The 19,913-nt window shown below is 68.0% G+C and carries 20 protein-coding genes and 1 pseudogene; 6 read left to right on the top strand and 15 right to left on the bottom strand.

Annotated elements, in window-relative coordinates; all coding sequences use genetic code 11:
- Positions 1 to 168: 168 nt before the first annotated feature.
- From FNZ56_RS09680 to glyQ, 4 genes are all read right to left on the bottom strand, one after another.
- Positions 169 to 2,061: an autotransporter assembly complex protein TamA gene (locus tag FNZ56_RS09680; protein ID WP_143879640.1), complete on the bottom strand. Its 1,893-nt coding sequence runs from the start codon at positions 2,059 to 2,061 to the stop codon at positions 169 to 171.
- A 53-nt stretch (positions 2,062 to 2,114) separates the two neighbouring features.
- Positions 2,115 to 2,531, bottom strand: a complete 417-nt coding sequence (locus FNZ56_RS09685) for a hypothetical protein (RefSeq protein ID WP_143879641.1) — start codon at positions 2,529 to 2,531, stop codon at positions 2,115 to 2,117.
- A 135-nt stretch (positions 2,532 to 2,666) separates the two neighbouring features.
- Complete coding sequence (glyS, locus tag FNZ56_RS09690; RefSeq protein ID WP_143879642.1) at positions 2,667 to 4,775, bottom strand: glycine--tRNA ligase subunit beta; 2,109 nt, start codon at positions 4,773 to 4,775, stop codon at positions 2,667 to 2,669.
- 89 nt (positions 4,776 to 4,864) lie between these two features.
- Complete coding sequence (glyQ, locus tag FNZ56_RS09695; RefSeq protein WP_143879643.1) at positions 4,865 to 5,791, bottom strand: glycine--tRNA ligase subunit alpha; 927 nt, start codon at positions 5,789 to 5,791, stop codon at positions 4,865 to 4,867.
- 70 nt (positions 5,792 to 5,861) lie between these two features.
- Between glyQ and FNZ56_RS09700 the strand changes: the two genes are divergently transcribed.
- From FNZ56_RS09700 to FNZ56_RS12895, 3 genes are read left to right on the top strand one after another with little or no spacing between them, the layout of a single operon-like run.
- The gene (locus FNZ56_RS09700) at positions 5,862 to 6,578 is read left to right on the top strand and encodes a glutamine amidotransferase (RefSeq protein WP_143879644.1); all 717 of its coding nucleotides are present in this window, start codon (positions 5,862 to 5,864) and stop codon (positions 6,576 to 6,578) included.
- 22 nt (positions 6,579 to 6,600) lie between these two features.
- Positions 6,601 to 7,509, top strand: a complete 909-nt coding sequence (locus tag FNZ56_RS09705) for a BPSS1780 family membrane protein (protein WP_143879645.1) — start codon at positions 6,601 to 6,603, stop codon at positions 7,507 to 7,509.
- Positions 7,510 to 7,512: 3 nt separating this feature from the next.
- Positions 7,513 to 7,680, top strand: a complete 168-nt coding sequence (locus FNZ56_RS12895) for a hypothetical protein (protein ID WP_185970721.1) — start codon at positions 7,513 to 7,515, stop codon at positions 7,678 to 7,680.
- 1 nt (position 7,681) lies between these two features.
- On the opposite strand, the gene FNZ56_RS09710 is transcribed toward FNZ56_RS12895, so the two are convergent.
- The 5 genes and pseudogenes from FNZ56_RS09710 to FNZ56_RS09730 all read right to left on the bottom strand — a co-directional run bounded on the left by FNZ56_RS09710 (position 7,682) and on the right by FNZ56_RS09730 (position 10,560).
- Entirely contained in the window at positions 7,682 to 8,386 is a 705-nt protein-coding gene (locus tag FNZ56_RS09710; RefSeq protein ID WP_185970722.1) for an RDD family protein, read from the bottom strand.
- Positions 8,383 to 9,135 carry a twin-arginine translocase subunit TatC gene (gene tatC, locus FNZ56_RS09715; RefSeq protein ID WP_143879647.1) on the bottom strand — a complete coding sequence of 251 codons (753 nt, stop codon included), beginning with the start codon at positions 9,133 to 9,135 and terminating at the stop codon, positions 8,383 to 8,385. The genes FNZ56_RS09710 and tatC overlap by 4 nt, the downstream gene beginning before the upstream one ends.
- 49 nt (positions 9,136 to 9,184) lie before the next feature.
- Positions 9,185 to 9,421, bottom strand: a pseudogene (gene tatB / locus FNZ56_RS09720) (Sec-independent protein translocase protein TatB); the annotation flags it as partial.
- Positions 9,422 to 9,442: 21 nt separating this feature from the next.
- On the bottom strand, positions 9,443 to 9,667 hold the full coding sequence (tatA, locus tag FNZ56_RS09725) for a Sec-independent protein translocase subunit TatA (protein WP_143879649.1): 225 nt from the start codon (positions 9,665 to 9,667) through the stop codon (positions 9,443 to 9,445).
- Positions 9,668 to 9,714: 47 nt separating this feature from the next.
- Positions 9,715 to 10,560, bottom strand: a complete 846-nt coding sequence (locus FNZ56_RS09730; RefSeq protein WP_143879650.1) for a lipid-binding SYLF domain-containing protein — start codon at positions 10,558 to 10,560, stop codon at positions 9,715 to 9,717.
- A gap of 123 nt (positions 10,561 to 10,683) precedes the next feature.
- On the opposite strand from FNZ56_RS09730, the gene hemH reads away from it, so the two are divergent.
- Together hemH and FNZ56_RS09740 are read left to right on the top strand one after the other, a co-directional pair.
- Positions 10,684 to 11,643, top strand: coding sequence for a ferrochelatase (gene hemH, locus FNZ56_RS09735; protein ID WP_143879651.1), 960 nt, complete (start codon positions 10,684 to 10,686; stop codon positions 11,641 to 11,643).
- Positions 11,634 to 12,485 carry an alpha/beta fold hydrolase gene (locus FNZ56_RS09740; RefSeq protein ID WP_143879652.1) on the top strand — a complete coding sequence of 284 codons (852 nt, stop codon included), beginning with the start codon at positions 11,634 to 11,636 and terminating at the stop codon, positions 12,483 to 12,485. The genes hemH and FNZ56_RS09740 overlap by 10 nt, the downstream gene beginning before the upstream one ends.
- Here FNZ56_RS09740 and FNZ56_RS09745 read toward each other — a convergent pair whose 3' ends face one another.
- The 4 genes from FNZ56_RS09745 to ttcA form a co-directional block, all read right to left on the bottom strand.
- The gene (locus FNZ56_RS09745; protein WP_143879653.1) at positions 12,486 to 13,007 is read right to left on the bottom strand and encodes a hypothetical protein; all 522 of its coding nucleotides are present in this window, start codon (positions 13,005 to 13,007) and stop codon (positions 12,486 to 12,488) included. It abuts the gene before it with no gap.
- Between the two features lie 58 nt (positions 13,008 to 13,065).
- On the bottom strand, positions 13,066 to 13,869 hold the full coding sequence (locus tag FNZ56_RS09750) for a M48 family metallopeptidase (RefSeq protein WP_143879654.1): 804 nt from the start codon (positions 13,867 to 13,869) through the stop codon (positions 13,066 to 13,068).
- A gap of 58 nt (positions 13,870 to 13,927) precedes the next feature.
- Positions 13,928 to 14,830 (bottom strand): recombination-associated protein RdgC, encoded by a 903-nt coding sequence (locus FNZ56_RS09755; RefSeq protein WP_143879655.1) that lies wholly within the window; start codon positions 14,828 to 14,830, stop codon positions 13,928 to 13,930.
- Positions 14,831 to 14,928: 98 nt separating this feature from the next.
- Positions 14,929 to 15,801: a tRNA 2-thiocytidine(32) synthetase TtcA gene (gene ttcA / locus FNZ56_RS09760; protein ID WP_143879656.1), complete on the bottom strand. Its 873-nt coding sequence runs from the start codon at positions 15,799 to 15,801 to the stop codon at positions 14,929 to 14,931.
- 54 nt (positions 15,802 to 15,855) lie between these two features.
- Here ttcA and FNZ56_RS09765 point away from each other — a divergent pair, with 54 nt between their 5' ends.
- Complete coding sequence (locus FNZ56_RS09765) at positions 15,856 to 16,074, top strand: YdcH family protein (RefSeq protein ID WP_143879657.1); 219 nt, start codon at positions 15,856 to 15,858, stop codon at positions 16,072 to 16,074.
- 3 nt (positions 16,075 to 16,077) lie between these two features.
- Here FNZ56_RS09765 and cfa read toward each other — a convergent pair whose 3' ends face one another.
- A complete protein-coding gene (gene cfa, locus FNZ56_RS09770; RefSeq protein WP_143879658.1) occupies positions 16,078 to 17,238 on the bottom strand; it encodes a cyclopropane fatty acyl phospholipid synthase in 1,161 nt (386 codons plus the stop codon).
- A 56-nt stretch (positions 17,239 to 17,294) separates the two neighbouring features.
- A complete protein-coding gene (plsB, locus tag FNZ56_RS09775; RefSeq protein WP_246064785.1) occupies positions 17,295 to 19,913 on the bottom strand; it encodes a glycerol-3-phosphate 1-O-acyltransferase PlsB in 2,619 nt (872 codons plus the stop codon).

Below are 19,913 nucleotides of genomic sequence, written 5' to 3' on the forward strand. Positions count from 1 at the left end.
GTCGAGGCCACGCCGTTCGTCCTGAGCGTAGGGGCGAAGCCCCGAAGTCGAAGGACGAATCCATTGCCGCGCGCGTGTTTCGACTTCGCGAAGCTGCGCTTCGCTACGCTCAACACGAACGGAATCATGAAATCGCGCCAGTTCACATCCATGCCCCCGTGCACGGTTTCATAAATCGGCACCGATGTTGAGGCCGATGGTGAACGGCGAATCCGGGTCGTCGAGGCCGCGCGCGAGGTCGATGCGCACCGGTCCCACCGGCGAACGCCAGCGCAGGCCGATGCCGACGCCGGTGTGCATGTCGGGCGAGGTGCCGTCGAAGGCGCTGCCGCTGTCGACGAACACCGCCGCGCCCCACGGGCCCTTGAAGTAGCGTTCGTATTCCACGCTGCCGACGACGACGTTGGAGGCGCCGGTGTAGTAGAAGCCGTGGTCGGTTTCCACCCGCGGGCCGATCTCGTGCCAGCCGTAGCCGCGCACGCTGCGGTCGCCGCCGGCGTAGAAGCGCAGGCTGGGCGGCAGGTCGAGCAGTTCGCCGCTGAAGGTGTGGCCGAGTTCGCCACGCACGATCAGGCGACTGACCGCATCGAAGCCGTGGAACCACGACGCGGTCGCATCCACCTGCGCGAAGGTCGTGCCGTAGTCGCTGCCGCCGCGGCCGCCGCGCAGCATCAGGGTGCCGCCGGCACCGCGGCGCGGGGCGAGGCGGTTGTCGACGTCGACGTATTCCGCGCTCAGCGACGGATACACGAAGCTGGCGTAGCGGAAGGCGATCGGCGCCATCGCGCCGTCGCCGTCGTCGGCCACGTTGTAGGCCCAGCGTTCGCGCAGCGCGTGCATCGCGGCGACGAGGTTGAGGTAGTCGTTGTACTGGCCGCTGCGGCTGGCGACGAATTCCACGCGCCGGCTGTTGACGTAGTCGTCCTGGATGTCGGCGGCCTGCAGGCTGGCGGTGTACCAGCCGTCGAGCCATGCGAACGCGGGCACGCGGTACTGCAGCGTCAACACCTTGCGCTTGTTCGCATAGTCGACCTGGGCCAGCGCCTTGTGCCCGCGCGAATTGAGGTAGCGGCGCTCGACGCCGAAGCGCACGCCCGGCCCGCTCACGGTGCCGTAACTCAGGCCGGCGCTGTAGATGCTGCGCGGCGCCGGGGTCAGGTCCACCTGCACCGGCACGCGCAAGTCGTCGGCGTCCTCGGGTTTCGACGACACGTCGACCACGCCGAAATAATCCAGCGCGACCAGCGAGCGGCGCAGGCGGTCGAGTTCGGCTTCGTCGTAGGGGTCGCCCGGCGTCCAGTGCACCAGCTTGCGCAGCAGCTTGTCGCGGATGATCTTCTTCGGCGTTTGCGAGAACGCGGCGTCGCCGAGCAGGTGGCGTTCGCCGCTGCTCCAGCGCAGGTCGATGTCTGCGGCATGCTCGGCGCGCGTGACTTCGACCCGGTGCGAGGAGAAATCCGCATCGAAATATCCGTGCGCGGCCAGTGCGCGGCTGACCTGCGACTTGCTGGATTCGTACAGGGCGTGGTCGAGCACCGCGCCGGGCCTGGGCACGAACGCATCCAGCGCGGCGCGCACGGTCCTGTCGCCCGCGCCGGCGCCGTCCACGCCGACGTTGAAGCCGCGCACGCGCACCGGTTCGCCGAGTTCCACGCGGATCGACACCGACAACGTGCGGTTCGCGCGTGCCGCGCGCGCTTCGGGAGTCGGAGCCGCCGCATCCGCCGCGGCGGGCGTCGTTGCCGGGGCGGTCGCATCGTCCGCGCCTTCCGGCGCGCTGCGGTCGCTGCGCTGCACCGTGATCGTCGGCGAGTAGTAGCCGAAGGGTTCCAGCGCCTCGCGGGTTTCGGCTTCCGCCTCGCGCAGCAGGTAGCCGAGGCGGCGGCCGCTGACGTCCTTGCCGACCGCATCGCCGAGCGACAGCGAGACGCGCACGTTCTCGACCATCTCCGGATCGGCGAGGCCGCCGATGTCGACCTTGGTCACCGTGATCGCCTGCGCCGGGATGGCCACTGCGCAACACAGGAGCAGCAGCGGCAGGCGGAGGGGGGAAGGGCGCATCGGCGCAGGATAGCCGTCGCGCGTCAACGCGCGATTAACCTTCGCGAACGCGTTCAGCGCGGCAACTGTTTCGGCGACAGCGTCCGCGGCACGTCGGTCGCGCCGAGGCCGAGCTTGAGCGCGATGTTTTCCCAGCCGGCCGGCGTCTGGACGTAGATGTAGGCGAGGTCGATGCCGGTGCCATCGAGTTCGATTTCCCAGTACGTGCGTCCCTCGCCGTCGGCGTAGGGTCGTGCGTTGGCGCGATCGTCCCAGACCCGGGCGATACCCAGGTCGTGGACTTCGATCGCAGTCGCCCGTGCATCGCCGCAGGGCGCGCAGAACGCTTGGACCTCGCGCGGGGAACGGTCGAGCGCATCGAGCGCGGCCATGGCCTGTTTCAGGTCGAGGTAGGCGAACTGGTCGGCGCTGGCGGCGAATGGCAGCAGCGCGAGGAGCGCGGCGAATGTGATGGCGAGGCGGTTCGGCATGGTCGGAGGATAGCGGTTCTGCAGGAAAGGGCGATCCACCCAGTCACCGTTCGTCCTGAGCGTAGCGCAGCGAAGTCGAAGGACGGCCCTTCGACTTCGGTGCTTCGCACCTACGCTCAGGGCGAACGGAATCCTTCAGGCCGACAAATGCTCGATCGCGGCGACGCTGCCGAGGCGGTCGGCGAGGCGCTTGAGCAGGGCGAGGCGGTTGCGGCGCAGCGCTTCGTCGTCGACGTTCACCATCACCTGGTCGAAGAAGGCATCGACCTGCGGCCGCAGCCGGGCGAGGTGGGCGAGCGCGTCGACGTAGTCGCCGTGCGCCAGCGCGTGGCCGGTTTCGCCGTAGACCGCTTCCACCGCTTCGGCCAGGGCGAGTTCGGCCGGTTCGCGCAGGAGATCGGCGTCTTCGACCTGCGGAATCTCGTCCGTGGCCTTTTTCAGGATGTTGCCGATGCGCTTGTTGGCCGCAGCCAGCGCGGCGGCTTCTGGCAGTTGCGCGAAGGTGCCGATGGCGTCGATGCGGCGGTCGAAGTCGTAGAGCGAAGCGTCGACGATCATCCGGACGCGCGCTGCGACCGCTTCGAAATGTTGCGCAGGAACGCCCTTGTCGGCGTAGTAGCCACGAAGGCGGTCCAGGACGAACTCGAACAAATCGAGGTGGATCGTTTCGGTATTTCGATCCGCATGCGGCTGCACGCCTGCGGGCAAAAGCTCGACGGCCTTGTGGATCAGGCCGCGCGCGTTGAGTCCGAATCCACTCTCGATGATCGTCCGCGCCAGTCCCAGCGCATTGCGCCGCAGCGCGAACGGATCCTTGTTGCCGGTCGGCTTCAGCCCCGCGGCGAACCCGCCGGCAAGCGTGTCGAGGCGTTCGGCGATCGCGAGGACTTTCCCGAGCGGCGACAACGCGATGTCGTCGCCAGCGAAGCGCGGCTGGTAGGCCTCGTCGATGGCGAGCGCGACTTCGGCCGGTTCGTTCGCGGCTTTCGCGTAGTAACGGCCGGCGATGCCCTGCAGTTCCGGGAACTCGTTGACCATGCGGCTTTGCAGGTCGTTCTTGGCGAGCAGCGCAGAGCGCCTCGCCAGTTCCGGATCGACATTGACCTGCGGCGCGATGCTTTCCGCCAGCGCGGCGACGCGCTCGGCCTTGTCTTTGACGCTGCCGAGCTTGGCTTGGTACGTCACGGTCGCGAGGCCCGCGCCCATCGCTTCGAGACCCTGCTTCAGGTCTTCGTCGAAGAAGAACTTCGCGTCGGCGAAGCGTGGGCGAATCACGCGTTCGTAACCCTTGCGGATTTCGCCCGCATCCTTGGATTCGACATTCGCGATGCCGATGAAATGCTCGGTGAGCTTGCCGCCGGCATCGAGCACCGGGAAGAACTTCTGGTTTGCTTCCATCGTCGCGACCAGCGCTTCCTGCGGCACCGCGAGGAATTCGCGTTCGAACGCGCAGGCGACCGCCACCGGCCACTCGTTGAGGCAGTTCACCTGTTCGAGGTTGTCGTCATCGATGCGCGCGACGCCGCCGGCCTGCTTCGCGGCCGCGTTCACCTCGGCGACGATGCGTGCGCGGCGTTCCTCGACATCGACCAGCACGTGCGCGCTGCGCAGCGCGTCGACGTAATCGTTCGGATGGCCGATCCACACCGGCTTGTCGTGCAGGAAACGGTGGCCGCGGCTCATGCGGTCGGCGCGCACGCCGAACAGTTCCGCATCGACCACGTCCTCGCCCAGCAGCAGCACCAGCCAATGCACCGGCCGCGCGAAGGCGTAATCGTGGTCGCCCCAGCGCATCGGCTTGGGAATCGGCATCGCGGCGATGGCTTCGCGCAGCACCTCCGGCAGCAATTCCGAAGTCTTCGCGCCGGATTTGGTCGAACGATGCACGAAGCGTTCGCCCTTGGCGTCCGAAAGTTTTTCGAGCTGCGTCCACTCGACGCCGGCTTTCGCCGCGAAACCTTCCAGCGCCCTGGTCGGCTTGCCATCGGCATCGAGCGCGATGTTGAGATAGGGGCCGAGCACTTCGGACGCCTGTTCCGGCTGTTCGGTCGCGACGCCCGGCAGCAGCACCGCGATGCGGCGCGGCGAATAGAGCGGTTTCGCATCGCCGCGTTCGACCGCGATGCCGCGCTTTTCCAGCGCCGCGAGCACGCCGTCGAAGAAGGCCTGCGCAAGCCCGGGCAGGGCCTTGACCGGGAGTTCCTCGGTGCCGAGTTCGATCAGGAGCGGTTGTGTCGCGGTCATGCGGGGCGCCTTGGCTTTTTTGCTCGTCATTCCGGCGAAAGCCGGAATCCAGTGGTTGCTCTTAGCAGGATCGAAAGCTGGATCCCGGCCTACGCCGGGATGACGGCTTCAATATTCTTCAATCCCGGAAAACCCAATTTCTCGCGTTGCGCGAAGTAGGCCTTCGCCACCGCCTGCGCCAGCGCGCGCACGCGCAGGATGTAGCGCTGGCGTTCGGTCACGCTGATCGCGCGGCGCGCGTCGAGCAGGTTGAAACTGTGCGAAGCCTTGGTCACCTGTTCGTAGGCCGGCAGCGGCAGCCCGAGTTCGACCAGCTTCATCGCCTCTGCTTCGCAGGCGTCGAAGCGGTGGAACAGTTCGGCGACATCCGCGTGCTCGAAGTTGTAGGCGCTCTGTTCGACTTCGTTCTGGTGGTAGACGTCGCCGTAGGTGATCGGCGTGCCGTCCGGCCCATGCGTCCAGACGAGATCGAACACGTTGTCGCAGTTCTGCAGGTACATGCAGAGCCGTTCCAGGCCATACGTGATCTCGCCGAGCACCGGGCGGCATTCGAGGCCGCCGGCCTGCTGGAAGTAGGTGAATTGGGTGACTTCCATGCCGTTCAACCACACTTCCCAGCCCAGTCCCCAGGCGCCGAGCGTCGGCGATTCCCAGTTGTCCTCGACCAGGCGCAGGTCGTGCACCAGCGGATCGATGCCTAGCGCCTTCAGCGATTCGAAATACAGCTCGACGATGTTGTCGGGCGAAGGCTTCATCGCCACCTGATACTGGTAGTAGCGCTGCAGGCGGTTGGGGTTCTCGCCGTAGCGGCCGTCGGTGGGGCGGCGGCAGGGTTGCACGTAGGCGGCGTTCCACGGCTCCGGGCCGAGCGCGCGCAGGAAGGTGGCCGGATGGAAGGTGCCGGCGCCGACCTCTAGGTCCAGCGGCTGGACCAGCACGCAGCCTTGGTCGGCCCAATAGGCATTCAGGCGCTGGATGAGCTGTTGGAAGGTGATTGCAACGCGGTCGGCGGGCATGGCAAGGCCGGGAAATGCACTTTCGCTAGTATAAGTGGCGCGTCCTTTCGTCCCGCACCGCCGCCGCCAGATGTCCGCGCCATTCCTGATCCTCGAAACCGGGCAACCGGTCGCCTCGATGCGCCGCCACGGCGGTTTCCCGCACTGGATCCGCGTCGCCGCCGGGCTGGCCCGCGACGAAGCGGTGGTGGTGGACGTGGAACACGGCAGCGAACTGCCTTCGCGCGACGGGTTCGCCGGCACGATCGTCACCGGCTCGGGCGCGATGGTCACCGAGCGCGCCGACTGGAGCGAGCGCAGCGCCGAATGGCTGCGCGAAGCCGCGCATGCCGGCATGCCGCTGCTCGGCATCTGCTACGGCCACCAGTTGCTCGCGCACGCACTGGGCGGTGAAGTCGGCTACCACCCCGACGGCCGCGAAATGGGCACGGTCGAACTCGACCTGCAGCCGCCGGCCGCGGACGATCCGCTGTTCGCCGGCCTGCCGCAGCGCTTCCCGGCGCAGGCCACGCACCTGCAGTCGGTGCTGCGGCCGCCCGCGGGCGCGACCGTGCTCGCGCGTTCGGTCCACGACGCCTGCCACGCCTTCCGCTGGGGCGAGGCTGCGTGGGGTTTGCAGTTCCATCCCGAGTTCAGCGCCACCCACATGCGCGGTTACGTGAATGCGCGCGAGGAAGCATTGCGCGAGGAAGGCCGTTGCCCGAGGCGGCTATCGCGTACCATTTCCGCGACGCCGCAGGCGCGGCGCGTGCTGCGGCGCTTCGTGCGCCATGCACGCGGACATTGACACCCCAGGGGAGAACGCGGGAATGGAGATTCGCAGGCTGCCCATTGGGCAAGGCATCGCCTGGTTCAGGCAGGCCGCCAATCTTGGCGCATCCAACCCGAGGGCGGTGTTCGGCGCGGCGCTACTGTTGATCGCGACGCTCTACGCGGTGATGTTCGTCGCGATGCTGCCGATGATCGCGCGGCTGCAGCACCAGGAAATAGGCAGCATCCAGTCGTTGCTGAAATGGATGGTGCCGTTTTTCCTGGTCGTGATGTGGTTGACGCCGGTCCTGATCGGCGGGTTGATGCACGTCATCCGCGAATCCGAATCCGGTCGTCCGGCGCGTGCACGGGACGTGTACATCGCGTTCCGCGCCGGCAAGGCGTGGCGCCTGGCCTCGTTGGGGCTCGTGCAGATCGGGTTCGGGATCCTTGGCGGCATGCTGGTGACGGTATTGGCGGGCCAGAATTACTGGCACGACTACATGGCCGCGATGCAGGCCGCGATGAGCGGTTCGGTTCCGGTGATGCCGGAGCCGCAACACCCCGGCTTGTTGTTGCTGACGCAGTTGGTATTCAACTACTTCAGCTACGCGATCATGCTGTTGTCGATTCCGCTGATCCTGTTCTCGGGCCTGAGCTTCGGGCAGGCCATCTCGGCGAGCTTTCGCGCTTCGTTGCGCAACTTCTTCCCGTACCTGTTCGCCGGCATCCTGTTCGTGCTGGCGATGATCGTTGCGGTGCTCATGATCATGTTGGCCATGGTGGTGGCGCAGGTGGTGGGCAGTTTCCTGCACCCGGCGGTTGGCACGGCCCTGACCCTGGTGCTGTTTTTCGTCTTTGCGGCGATGGTGTTGGTGGTGCTGGTCGGCAGCGCATACCTGGCCTGGCGGGACACCTTCGAAGCCGCGGTGCAGGCGGTCGGACCCGCCGACCAGTTGCAGGCCTGACGCATGGAACACTTGAAAGCGCTGACCGCGCAGCAGTTGGCCATCGCCGCCTGCGGCGCGTTGATCGTCGCCGGCGTGTTGCTGTCGCACGACAACCGGCTGGGTTACGCGTTGTTCGCGCTCGCCGCGTTGTGCGGAATCGGCGCCTTCGCCAAGGCCAAGGGCCGCTGAGTCAGCCGATCGAGGCGAGCAGCGCGAGGTAGCGCGCGAAGGCCCAGGCCAGTGCGGCGAGCCCGGCCAGCACCTGCAGCCACAACCACAATTTCGCCGGCAGCGGCATGCGCTGCACGTCGCCCGCGCGCAGCACGCGGGTGCCGGCGATGTAGTCGTGCAGCGCGCGGTGTTGCGGCGGCAGCATCGCCAGCAGGTGGCCGAGGTTGAGCGTGAGCCACGAGGCCACGCCCGCGAGCTGGCGCGCGAATGCGCGCGCGAACCCGAGCCGATTTCCGTCGATGTCGGTGGCGATCAAGCCGAATGCGCGCTTGCCGGGCGAGCCCTGCCATGGCGAGGCTTCGCCCAGCGCGTGCCAGAGCAGGGCGATGCCGGCGCAGGCGAAGGCGAACGGCAGCGTCGCCTGCACGATTCCGTCCTGCACCGTCCCTGCGGCCGCGCGCAGCGCGGGATCCTGCATCAAGGCCTGCGACAGGGAATGCAGGTCGCGGCCGGACAGCAGCGCGTCCGACATCGCCTGCGATGCGCGGCCGAACAACTGCTGCCACCCGGCGAGCGCCGCGTCGAGGCCGGCATGCACCCGCGCGCGGGTAGCGAACCAGGCGATCATGGAGATCACCACGAAATCCAGCGACCACGCCGCGTAGCGATGCCAGAACCCGCCGGGCACGCGCGTGATGGCGGCAGCAGGCGCGGGCGCGTTCACGCCGCCCCCGGTTTCGGCGCGACCATGCGCGCGGCGATGATGCCGAGTTCGTACAGCGCGATCATCGGCAGCGCCAGCAGCAATTGCGAAACAACGTCGGGCGGCGTGAGCACCGCGGCGACGAAGAAGATGCCGACGATGGCGTAGCCGCGCCATTCGCGCAGTTGCGCCGGCGTCACCCAGCCGAGCAGCACCAGGATCACCAGCGCCACGGGCAGTTCGAACGAAATGCCGAAGGCGAGGAAGATCGCCAGCACGAAATCGAGATAGGCGCTGATGTCGGTCATCATCGCCACGCCTGGCGGCGTGACATTGTTGAGGAAGGTGAAGACCGCCGGCAGCACGATGAAATAGGCGAACGCGCAGCCGGCGTAGAACAGCGCCAGCGCGGAGGCGAGCAAGGGCAAGGCGAGACGTTTCTCGCGCTTGTACAGTCCCGGCGCGACGAACGCCCAGGCCTGGTAGAGCAGCCACGGCATCGAAACCATCAGCGCGACGCAGAAGGCCAGCTTCATCGGGGTGAAGAACGGCGAAGCGACCTGGGTGGCGATCAGGCGGCTTCCCGGGGGAAGTTTCGCGAGCAGCGGAAGCGCCAGCCAACCGTAGAGCTTGTTGGCGAGCGGCAGCAGCACGATCAGCACGGCTAGCAGGCCGCCGATTGCACGCAGCAGGCGCGAGCGCAGTTCGACCAAGTGCGCGATCAGGCGCGAACCGATTTCGCCGTCGCCGTCAGTCGCGTCGTTCGCCATCGCTCTCGCCGGTGGTCGATGCATCGGTGGAAGCCGGCGACGATGGCGCGTCGCGCAGGGCATCGCCGGTTTCGTGCAGGGTGTCCCGGGTTTCGCGCAGGCTGCGCTTCAATTCGTCGGCGGCCAGTTCCTGTTCGAACTCCGATTTCACCGCATACCACTGCGCGCGCGCGCGGCGCACCCACAGCCCGGCGAACCGCGCGGCCTTGGGCAGGCGCTCGGGGCCGAGCACCACCAGCGCCACCAGCGCGATCACCACCAGTTCGGAAAAGCCGATGTCGAACATCGCGCCGGCCGCCAGGCCGCGTCAGCGCACGACCGGGGGATTGCGGTCGTCTTCGTCCTTCGGCGTGGGCGCCGCGGCGTCCTTGTCCTGCGCGGGCGGCGCGGATTCGTCCTCGCGCATCGCTTTCTTGAATTCCTTGATCGCGGTGCCGAGGTCCTTGCCGGCGCCGCCGAGGCGCTTGGTGCCGAAGATCACGACCACGACCAGCAGCAAGACCAGCCAGTGCCAGATGCTCAAACTACCCATGACGCGTTCTGCCGGTGAATCCGTGTGGGCATCAGTTTACCGCAGCGTCACTGCGCCGGCGGCGGCGTGGTTTCCGGCAGCGGCGTGGTGCTGGCCGGGCCGGTCGTGGCCGGCGCGCTTGCGGCCGGCGCCACCGGCACCGGCGCGCCCACCGTCGTGGTCGCTTGCGGGGCCGGGGCATCGCCGTCGCTGCGGCGCGCGCGGGCGGTGGCGGAAGCTTCCTCCAGCGCGTCGCGGAAGGAAACGACATCCGAAGACGGCGCCTGCGGCGCGCGCGATTCGAAGATCATCCGCGGGGTGGTGTCGCGGCCGTAGACCGATTCGTCGGCGGCATCGTCGATGCTCAGCACCGCGCCATCGAGCGCCACGCCGGCGAACAGGCCGCGCGCACGCGACCACGACCAGATTTCCGCCTTCATGGCGCCATCGGTGGCGGCGCTGGCGTTGCGCCCGACCGGGCCGGCGGCGACGCCGGCGTCCGCGCCGAGGGTGAACTTGCCGTTGACGATGGAATCCAGCCCGCGATCGCTGCGGAACACCAGCACGATGTCCGCCGACTGCACGCCGGCCTGCAGGCCGATGCTGCCGCCGGTGAGGGTGACGAAGGCCGGGTTCGACCAGGTGCCGTCCGCGCCCTTGATCGACAACAGGCCGTGGCCGCGGCGGCCGCCGACCACCAGGCCGAGCTTCATCGCGTCGGGGATGACGATCACCGCGCGGGCCTCGTCGAACAGCTTGTCCGGGATCGCCGATTCCGGGATCGCCTGGATGTCGGTCAGCACCCGCACCGCGTTCTGCGCGCGCGCGTCCTCGTTGGGGCCGGCGAAGGCCGAGGCCGAGGCGAGGCTGGCGACGAGGGCGAGGCCGAGGGCGGCGCGGATCGGTCGTGACATGCGGTTTCTCCGGGGGATGGGTTGCGTTGCAGCGGACGTTTCGACCGCGCGGGACAGGCGGGGTTCACGCTAGTCCGCGGCCGATGAATCCGGTCTGAGCCGCGCGCCTGTCATCCTATGCGGATGAAGGATGTCTCCGGCCGCGTGCTCGTGCTCGCCAACCTCGGCACCCCCGCGGCGCCGACGGCGCAGGCGGTGTCCGCCTACCTCGACGAATTCCTCACCGATCCGCGCGTGGTGCAGTTGCCGCAGTGGCTGTGGAAGCCGCTGCTGCGCAAGGTGATCCTGCCGCGCCGCAGTCCGGTGGTGGCGGGGAAATACGCCTCGATCTGGATGGACGACGGTTCGCCGCTCGCCGTTTACACGCGGCGCCTCGCGCAGGCGGTGCAGGCGCGGTTGCCAGCATGGCGCGTGGTGCACGCGATGCGGTACGGCGCGCCACCACTGGCGGAAGTGCTGCGAAACGAACTCGCCGCTGGCGCGCAGGACATCCGCGTATTGCCGTTGTATCCGCAGTATTCGACCACCACCACGGCCTCGGTTGCGGACGCGATCGCGAAGGTCCGGGCCGACGATGCGCGCATCGCCATGCTCGACGATTACCACCTGCATCCGGCCTGGATTCGTGCCGTCGCCGATTCGATCCGCGCGCATTGGCAAACGCAAGGTCGCGGCGAACGCCTGCTGCTCTCGTTCCACGGCTTGCCGCAACGCGTGGTCGATGCCGGCGATCCCTACGCCGCGCAGTGCGAAGCCAGCACCGCCGCGATCGCGCGCGAACTCGGCATCGAGCGCGCCGGGATCGATCTCGCCTACCAGTCGCGTTTCGGCAAGGGCAAGTGGTTGCAACCGTCCACCGATGCGCGCCTGCATGCGCTCGCCGCGCAGGGCGTGCGCAGCGTCGATGTCGCCTGCCCGGGCTTCGCCGTCGATTGCCTGGAAACGCTGGAGGAAATCGCGCAACAGGAAGCCGAACGCTTCCGCGCCGCGGGTGGCGAGTCGTTGCGTTACATCCCGTGCCTCAATGCATCCGGGGCGCACGCCGAAGCCATCGCCAGGATCGCGGAGGACGCATGGAACTGAGCCGCGGATTCCACATCGAGCTCCCGCTCGGTCGCATCGCCGCACTGCGTGCGGGTAGCGAAGGCGCGACGCCGGTGCTGGCCCTGCACGGCTGGCTGGACAACGCCGCGAGCTTCGTGCCGCTGGCGCATCATCTCGATGGCCTCGACCTGGTTGCGGTGGATCTGCCGGGTCATGGTCGCAGCGCGCACCTCGCGCCGGGTGCGGACTATTCGTTCTACGGCGCAGTGAACACGGTGCTCGACATCGCCGACGCGCTGGGCTGGGGGCGCTTCGCCCTGCTCGGGCATTCGATGGGCGCGGGCATCGGCAGCCTGGTCGCGGCGGCGAGTCCGCAACGGGTGGCGCGCTTCCTCGCGATCGAGGCGCTGGGTGCGCTGGCCGAAACGCCCGAACGCACCGCGATCCGCATGCGCGAGGCGGTGGCCGCGGCGCGCGCCTTGCCGCAGAAATCCCTGCGTGTGTTCCCGGCGCTGGAACCGGCGATCCGCGCGCGGATGCAGGCGAACGCCCTGAGCGAACCGGTGGCGCGATTGCTGGTCGAACGCGGCACGCGGCAGGTCGAGGGCGGTTTCGTGTGGAGCAGCGATCCGCGGCTGACGCTGCCCTCGTTCACGCGCCTGACCGAAGCGCAGGTGCTCGACCTCATCGCCGGCATCGAATGCCCGGTGCGGTTGATCCACGGCGATCCGGCGCAGCCTTATTTGCCCGATCCGGTTCGACGCGCGCACGCTGCCGCCCTGCGCGACGGCGAACTCATCGTGATCCGTGGCGGACACCACCTGCACATGGAACAGCCGGCCGAAGTGGCCGCGGCGATCGGGGATTTCTTCCTCGCCTGACTACTGTTTTTCGGTCGCGAGCTGGTAGCCGACCTGCACGCCGCCCTGGGCCTTGTCGCCGGCGATGGTCAACGTCGCGTGGCGTTCGCCTTTCTCCCACATCACGATGTGCGCCTGTTCAGATTGCGCCATCACCATCGTCTGCTTCCAGCCCTGCGCCTGCATGCCCTTGTCGGCATCGGACGAGATCGACGCCACGCTGCCTTGCGTCAGCACGTGGGTGACGATCGCGCCGGGCATTTCCAGCGCGCTTTCGACCTTGTAGTCCGAAGGCAGAAACACGTCCTTGGGGAAACTTGCCGGGAGCGCGGCGCCGTCGCCGGTGCTCACCGTCATGGTCTGCTTGCCGTCCTTGGTGCTGATGGTGGTGGTGCCGTCGTCGGCGTGGCTGACATCGACCTTCCCACCACTGGCGGCGGCGATGGCGGCATCGGCGGCGGCTTCCCCGGCGCGCTTGCAGCTGGCGATGGACAGCACCGCGATCGCGGCGCAGGCAACGAAGAACGAATGGCGGATACGCATCTCTGTTTCCCCCGACCGGTGGATCCGGCCTCCGAAAATGATCACGTCGATGGGCGCTTCAACCGGACACCAGCGCGCGCAGCGACGCCTTCAGTCGCCGGCCCTCGGCGTGGAAGTAGTCGCGTTCCTCGCGCCACGCCGGGAAGCGCGCTTCGACCTCGCGCCAGAAGCGGCGCGAATGGTCGGCGTGCAGCAGGTGGCAGAGTTCGTGCACCAGCACGTATTCGAACGCCGACGGCCGCGCCAGCACCAGCGCGAGATCCAGCATCAGGGTGTCGTCCGGCGCCAGCGAACCCCATTGCGAGCTGGTGCGCTTGAACACGATCCGCCGCGGCGCGCGCGGCAATCCCGAAAGATATTTCGGCAGCCAGCGGCCGACGTCGGCGCGGCCCTGCGCTTCATAGAAATCGCGCAACGCGCGCTGCAAGGCGGCTTCGCCGGCGGACGCAGGCGCGCGGAACAACAAGCCACCGCCATCATCGAAATCGAGTCGTGAAGCGCGCGCGCTTTCCCAGCGCAGCGGCAGCATCGCCCCGCGCAACGGAAGCGCGCTGGTCGCATCGCGCCGCAAAGGCTCGATGCCGTCGCTCGCCTGCGCCGCGAACTGCGCGGTCAGCCAGTCGCGGTGTTCGAACAGGAAGCGTTCGCCGGACACGAGGCTGGCACGCAAGGGCAGGCTCAGCCGCGCGCCGCGCTCGTCCACCGACAACTTGATCCGCCGCGCGCGCGGATCGCGCACGCGCAACACGTCAATGCGGCGGCCGTCGGCGAGCACGAAGCCGATGCTGTCGCGCTGGATCGCCGGTTTCGGCTCAGTGCGCGTGGTCGTCAGCAGGCGGAACAGGGAACGCATGCGGCGCATTGTAGGAGCGCCCGTTCGGGCGCGATATGGGGCGCGCCGAAATCGGCGCTCCTACAGGTCAATCGGCTTTGCTCAGCCGGAACGCCGATTCCAGCACCGCGAACAGGCGCTTGAACTCGCCGGCCATCAGCGCGAAGCGCGCGTCGAGCTCGGCGGCGACGTCCTCGCGGTCGGTGGATTCGAGCTGGTCGACGGCGCCTTCCAGCAGCTTGAACTTGCGCACCACCAGGTCCTCGCCGAGCACGAAGCTGACGTGGTCGTCGAGCACCAGCGCCAGCCGCGCGACCTGCTTGCCGGCCTCGAGGTGCTTGCCGATTTCCTCGCCCTGCAGCTCCATGCGCTGCACCTTCACCACCGCGCCGGAATCGGTCGGGTCGCGCAGTTCGCATTCGTCGCCCAGCGACAGGCCATCGGGCAGCGGATCGCCGGCGATCCAGCCGGTCAGGATTCCGCGCGGTGCGACTTCCGCGTTCACCGGCAGCGCCGGGAAACTGCCGAGCGCATGTCGAACCTCGGACACGACGGATTCCGCGTTCTTGCGCGAGGACGTGTCGACCGCGATGACGCCGAGCTTGGTGTCGACCAGCGCATCGCTACGCACCGGCCGCACGAAGGCGCGCGGCAGCAGTTCCGCGACCAGGTCTTCCTTCATCCGCTTGCGCGCGCGTCCGCCGGGCTTGCGGCCTTCCTTTTCCTCCAGCGCCGCGAGTTTCTTCTGCAGCAGGTCGTTGACCACCGCCGACGGCAGCAATTTGTCCTCGCCGCCCACGGTCAGCCACATCGATTCGCCGATGGCATGGCTCAGCGCCTCGCCGTGCTGGCCGAACGGCGGCACGAAGCCGCGGCTGGACAGTTCCATCGGGCCGACCGGCTTGAGCGCGCATTCGGCGAGTTGCGTTTCGAGGTCGGAGAGGTCGAGCGAGGTGGGGAAGCGAAACAGCGTGAGGTTGCGGAAGAACATCGGATTCCTTTGCTCCCTCCCCTTCGTTGAAGGGGAGGGTTGGGGTGGGGTTGTCGTGTCGCGATCAGCGAGGTTGCGGGTCGCGGCTGAAGCCGCTCCTACAGGGGGTCGGCGAGCCACGCATGCGCATCGGGCATCGCGGTATCGCCGTGTCGACCGAGGGCGAGGAAATCGAACAGCTTGGGATCGCTCAGTTGCGAGGGGCGGATATCGCCCAGCGCGCGCGCCATGGTTTCCACCCGGCCCGGCGATTCGCGTTCCCATTGTTCCAGCATCTTCTTCACCTGCTTGCGCTGCAGGTTCTCCTGCGAGCCGCACAGGTTGCAGGGAATGATCGGGAAGGCTTTCGCGTCCGCGTACTGTTCGATATCCGCCTCGCGCACGTAGGCCAGCGGACGGATCACCACGTGCTTGCCGTCGTCGCTGAGCAGCTTGGGCGGCATGCCGCTGAGCTTGGCGTGGAAGAACAGGTTGAGAAAGAACGTGTTCACCAAATCATCGCGATGATGGCCGAGTGCGATCTTGGTGAAACCGTTCTGTTCCGCATAGGTGTACAGCGCGCCGCGGCGCAGGCGCGAGCACAGCGAGCACATGGTCTTGCCTTCGGGGATGACGCGCGTCACCACCGAATAGGTGTCCTGTTCGAGGATGTGGAAATCCACGCCGATAGACTTGAGATATTCCGGCAGCACGTGCTCGGGGAAACCGGGCTGCTTCTGGTCGAGGTTGACCGCGGTGATGCCGAATTCGACCGGCGCCTTCTTCTGCAACTGCAGCAGCACGTCGAGCATGGTGTAGCTGTCCTTGCCACCGGACAGGCAAACCATGACCTTGTCGCCGCCTTCGATCATGCCGAAGTCGGCGATGGCCTTGCCGACCTGGTGGCGCAGGCGCTTGGCCAGCTTGTCCGCTTCGCGCTTGCGGCGCTGGGCGAGGGATTGCGGTTCGGCGAGGGGGAGGATGGCGTTCATCGAAACGGCATTTTACCCGCCGCCGGTGCCATGCCGCCGCGCTATGCTCGACGCATGAGCCGCATCGACGACCCCGCCGACCTCGCCCGCCTGTCCCACCGCCTGGTGGAATTGCGCGAGGCGCATCGCGACCTCGACGCCGCGATCGCGCGGCTGCAGGGCGATGCCGAGGCGGACGAACTGGCGATCCGGCGGCTGAAGAAGCGCAAATTGCAGCTCAAGGACCAGATCGCGCAGCTCGAGGCGCAGCTGGTGCCGGACGAACCGGCCTGACGATCACTCCGGCCGGCGGTAGCCGCCGCGCACGCCGTCCTTCGACAGCACCCATTGCCACAGTTGCAGGTCGCGCGCGCGGAACGCGCCGGCGCAGCTGAGCAGGTAATAGCGCCACTGGCGGTGGAAGGCTTCCCCGTGCATTTCGGCGAAGCGCGGCCACGCGGCTTCGAAGTTCGCGTGCCACGCCATCAACGTGCGGTCGTAGTCGGCGCCGAAGTTGTGCAGGTCCTCGGCCACCAGCACGTCCTCGATCGCGTCGCCGATCTGGCCGATGCTCGGCAGGTCGCCGTTCGGGAACACGTACTTGTCGATCCACGGGTCGATGGTCGTGTTGCGGCGGCGCTTGCCGATGGTGTGCAGGAGGGCGAGGCCGTCGTCGGCCAGGCAGCAGCGGACGACGCGCATGAACGCGCGGTGGTTGCGCCGGCCGACGTGTTCGAACATGCCGATGCTGACCACGCGGTCGACCGCGCCATCGAGCGTGTCCGGCGACAGTTCGCGGTAATCCTGCAGGCGGAATTCCAGCGGCAATCCCGCGTAGCGTTCGCGTGCGAACGCGACCTGTTCCTTCGACACGGTCACGCCGATGCAATGCACGCCGTATCGTTCCGCGGCGTAGCCCATGAAACTGCCCCAGCCGCAGCCGATGTCGAGCACGCGCATCCCCGGCTTCAAGCCAAGCTTGCGGCAGACCAGTTCGAGCTTGGCCTCCTGCGCCTCGGCCAGCGTGTTCGCATCGCGCCAGTAGCCGCAGGAATAGGCCATGCGCGGATCGAGCATGGCGGCGAAGAAGTCGTTGCCGAGGTCGTAGTGCGCGCGGCCCACGTCCCATGCGTGGCGGCGGTTCTGGCGATTGACGAGCTTCGCGTGCAGCGCGTGCCATGCCAGTCGCGGCGAATGCGCTTCGCGTTCGAGGTGCGCGCGCAGCAGGCGTTCGAAGAAGCCGTCCAGCGAATCGCAATCCCACAGGCCGGCGACATAGCCTTCGCCGAGGCCGAGGTTGCCGCGCGCCAATGCGTCGTCGAGCACGGTCGCGTCGTGCAGGCGCATGTCCCAGGGATTCGCGCCGTCGAGGCCGATGCCGGCGCGTGCGAGCAGTTCCGCCACCTGCCGTTGCGAGGCGGTCAATGCGGATGCGGGAACGAGTGCGCGCGTATCCATCGTCGATCGGCGGCCACATGGGCGACCGCCGTCCGCACAGGATGCCACCGCCCGCGTTAAGGCGGCGCTTGCGCCGGTCCGGCGGCTTCCGGGCTGACTTTCTCGATGGTGTGGCGCAGCTCGCGGCCCAGCACCACCCGCGCGTCGCGCGCCCATGCGTCGAGGCGCGCGTCGAAGGCGAGCTTGCCGTTCTCGTCCGCCCACACCAGTTTCATTTCGCGTAGCTTCTGGATGAAGCCGCGGAACAGCGACTTGTCGAAGAATTCCGGCGCGGTGTCGGCATACAGCAGCGACAGGCGCTGCGCGGCGAGCTGGCACAGGGTTTCCAGTTCTCCGGCGCCGAGCGTGCCCGGGCCGTTCTTCACCAGCACCGAAATCGCGATGTAGTAGCGCTCGAACGCCTGCTGCAACGCGTGGCCGATCGCGCGCAGGCGGAACACCTCGTCGGTCTGGCCGGCATTGCGGGCGAGGGTGCCGCCGTCTTCCTCGCCGACCTGCTGCAGCAGGCCTTCGCGCACGAACACCTCGATGGTGCGGTCGATGCGTTCGGCGAAGCCGTCCTCGTCCCAGGGCAGGAACAGTTCCGCCTGCAGGAACGGATACAGCGTGCGGCCCAGGCGCTGCAGTTGCGCGAGGCCCATGCGCCGGTTGTTCTGGAAGCACACCGCGATCCACGCGGCGGCGACGAACAGGTGCAGCACGTTGTTGCGGAAATAGCTGAGCAGCACCGCGGTGTCGTCGTCGACGCCGAGTACGTCGCCGAGCGGGTGCGGCGTGCGCGCGAGCATGCCGATCTCCTCGCCGTGGGCGACGATCTGCTCGGGCGTGTGCGGGGTGACGGTGACGTAGTCCGAATACGGCACGTCGCGCAGCAGGGTCTGCGACAGCGCGATCTGCGCCAGCAGGTCGGATTCGCCCATCGCGTGCTTGGGCGTGGACAGCAGCGCCATCGCCAGCAGGTTGACCGGGTTCACGTCGGCGGCGCGGTTGACGTTGACCTGGATGCGTTGCGCGAGGTCGTCGACGGTATCGGACAGCCACGCCGGCTTTTCGTCCTCCCCTACCGCCTTGCCGTCCCAGTCGGGCGCGTGCTTCGCCAGCACGTCGTTGAGCGGAATGCGCTCGCCGAAGTTCACCACGACTTGCCCGAAATTCTGTCGAAGCACCTTCGGCACGCCCCACAGCAGCGACCAGATCGATTCCTTTTCCTTGGGCTTGCCGGAAAGCTCGTCGAGGTAGCTGTTGCCTTCCATCAGCTTCTCGTAGCCGATGTACACCGGCTGGAACAGCACCGGGCGCGTGGGCTGGCGCAGGTAGCCGCGCAGCAGCATCGAGATCATCCCGCCCTTGGGCGGCAGCAGGCGGCCGGTGCGCGAACGCCCGCCCTCGATGAAGCATTCGATGGAATAGCCGCCGGACACCAGCTGCGCGACGTATTCGCTGAGCACCGCCGAATACAGCGCGCTGCCGCGGATCGAGCGACGGATGAAGAACGCGCCGCCGCGGCGCAGCAGGCTGCCGATCACCGGCAGGTTGAGGTTGACGCCGGCGACGATGTGCGGCGGCACGATGCCCTTGGTGTAGAGCAGGTACGAGACCAGCAGGTAGTCCATGTGGCTGCGGTGGCTGGGCACGTAGATGACTTCGTGGCCCGGCGCCGCTTCCTTCAGGCCTTCCAGGTGGTGCACCAGCACGCCGCGGTAGATGCGGTTCCACACCGGCGTGAGCAGGGAACTGACCGAACGCACCACCGGGTGCGAATAGTCGGCGGCGATTTCCCAGATGAAGCGGTGCGCTTTCTTCCACGCGTCGATCAGCGAGGACTTGTCGCGGCGCGCCTGCTCGGCGATGGCTTCCTTCACCGGATCCGAGGCCAGCACCGCGTCGGCGAGCAGCCGGCGCGTGGACAGGTCCGGGCCGATGATCGCGGCGCGGATGCGGTGGAAGTGCGCGCGCAGCACGCGCGAGAGCTTGCGTACGGTGCGTTCGGGGTCGAGCCCTTCGCCGACGATGCCGCGCAGGTCGACCGGCGGCGCGAAGCGCACGGTGGTGTCGCGGCCGTTGAGCAGGATCGCGAGCAGGCGGCGGAAGCGGCCGACCAGCGCCCAGTTTTCCGAGAACAGCACGCTGAACCAGCCACTGGCCTTGTCCGGCGCGCGGCCGACGAAGATCGACACCGGCACCAGCTGCACGTCGAGGCGCGGATTGGCGCGGTGCGCCTCGATCAGCCGCGACAGCGATTCGGAGCGGGTCTTGCCGTGCGCCGGGGCCGCCTGGCCCTGCTGCAACGCGAGTTGCTGCGCGAACTGTTGCGCCGCGGCCTTGAGCGCGCTGCCCGCGCTGCGCCGCGACAAGGCGACGTAGGCGCGCTTGCGGCCCAGCGGATCGCCCGGCAACGGGCGCAGCGGCGAGGGCAGGCCGGCTTCGCGGCAGGCGCGGTCGAGGATCAGCGCGTTCGACAGGCCGTAGTCCTCGAGCACGTAGCAGACCGGGCGCGCGTCGATCTGCTCGCCGGGATTCGCGGGTTCGACCTCGACCTTCACCCATGGCCCCATCAGCCAGCCGAGCAGGCCGACCCACCACGGCCGGCGAGCGGTCGATTCGGAAGGCGATGGCGGCGGCCCTGCCGGCGGCGCGGGTTCCGCCGGTTCCTCCATGGCTTCGCCCAGGGTCAT

Source organism: Lysobacter lycopersici, assembly GCF_007556775.1.
Lineage (GTDB): Bacteria > Pseudomonadota > Gammaproteobacteria > Xanthomonadales > Xanthomonadaceae > Pseudoluteimonas > Pseudoluteimonas lycopersici.

Bases quoted from the DNA above. Each gene is read 5' to 3' on its own strand.
- FNZ56_RS12895 (WP_185970721.1), top strand. From the start codon at position 7,513: ATGGAACACTTGAAAGCGCTGACCGCGCAGCAGTTGGCCATCGCCGCC.
- tatA (WP_143879649.1), bottom strand. From the start codon at position 9,667: ATGGGTAGTTTGAGCATCTGGCACTGGCTGGTCTTGCTGCTGGTCGTG.
- tatC (WP_143879647.1), bottom strand. From the start codon at position 9,135: ATGGCGAACGACGCGACTGACGGCGACGGCGAAATCGGTTCGCGCCTG.
- FNZ56_RS09700 (WP_143879644.1), top strand. From the start codon at position 5,862: ATGTCCGCGCCATTCCTGATCCTCGAAACCGGGCAACCGGTCGCCTCG.
- hemH (WP_143879651.1), top strand. From the start codon at position 10,684: ATGAAGGATGTCTCCGGCCGCGTGCTCGTGCTCGCCAACCTCGGCACC.
- glyQ (WP_143879643.1), bottom strand. From the start codon at position 5,791: ATGCCCGCCGACCGCGTTGCAATCACCTTCCAACAGCTCATCCAGCGC.
- FNZ56_RS09750 (WP_143879654.1), bottom strand. From the start codon at position 13,869: ATGCGCCGCATGCGTTCCCTGTTCCGCCTGCTGACGACCACGCGCACT.
- FNZ56_RS09730 (WP_143879650.1), bottom strand. From the start codon at position 10,560: ATGTCACGACCGATCCGCGCCGCCCTCGGCCTCGCCCTCGTCGCCAGC.
- plsB (WP_246064785.1), bottom strand. From the start codon at position 19,913: ATGACCCTGGGCGAAGCCATGGAGGAACCGGCGGAACCCGCGCCGCCG.
- FNZ56_RS09705 (WP_143879645.1), top strand. From the start codon at position 6,601: ATGGAGATTCGCAGGCTGCCCATTGGGCAAGGCATCGCCTGGTTCAGG.
- FNZ56_RS09680 (WP_143879640.1), bottom strand. From the start codon at position 2,061: ATGCGCCCTTCCCCCCTCCGCCTGCCGCTGCTGCTCCTGTGTTGCGCA.
- FNZ56_RS09765 (WP_143879657.1), top strand. From the start codon at position 15,856: ATGAGCCGCATCGACGACCCCGCCGACCTCGCCCGCCTGTCCCACCGC.
- ttcA (WP_143879656.1), bottom strand. From the start codon at position 15,801: ATGAACGCCATCCTCCCCCTCGCCGAACCGCAATCCCTCGCCCAGCGC.
- cfa (WP_143879658.1), bottom strand. From the start codon at position 17,238: ATGGATACGCGCGCACTCGTTCCCGCATCCGCATTGACCGCCTCGCAA.
- glyS (WP_143879642.1), bottom strand. From the start codon at position 4,775: ATGACCGCGACACAACCGCTCCTGATCGAACTCGGCACCGAGGAACTC.
- FNZ56_RS09685 (WP_143879641.1), bottom strand. From the start codon at position 2,531: ATGCCGAACCGCCTCGCCATCACATTCGCCGCGCTCCTCGCGCTGCTG.
- FNZ56_RS09755 (WP_143879655.1), bottom strand. From the start codon at position 14,830: ATGTTCTTCCGCAACCTCACGCTGTTTCGCTTCCCCACCTCGCTCGAC.
- FNZ56_RS09740 (WP_143879652.1), top strand. From the start codon at position 11,634: ATGGAACTGAGCCGCGGATTCCACATCGAGCTCCCGCTCGGTCGCATC.
- FNZ56_RS09745 (WP_143879653.1), bottom strand. From the start codon at position 13,007: ATGCGTATCCGCCATTCGTTCTTCGTTGCCTGCGCCGCGATCGCGGTG.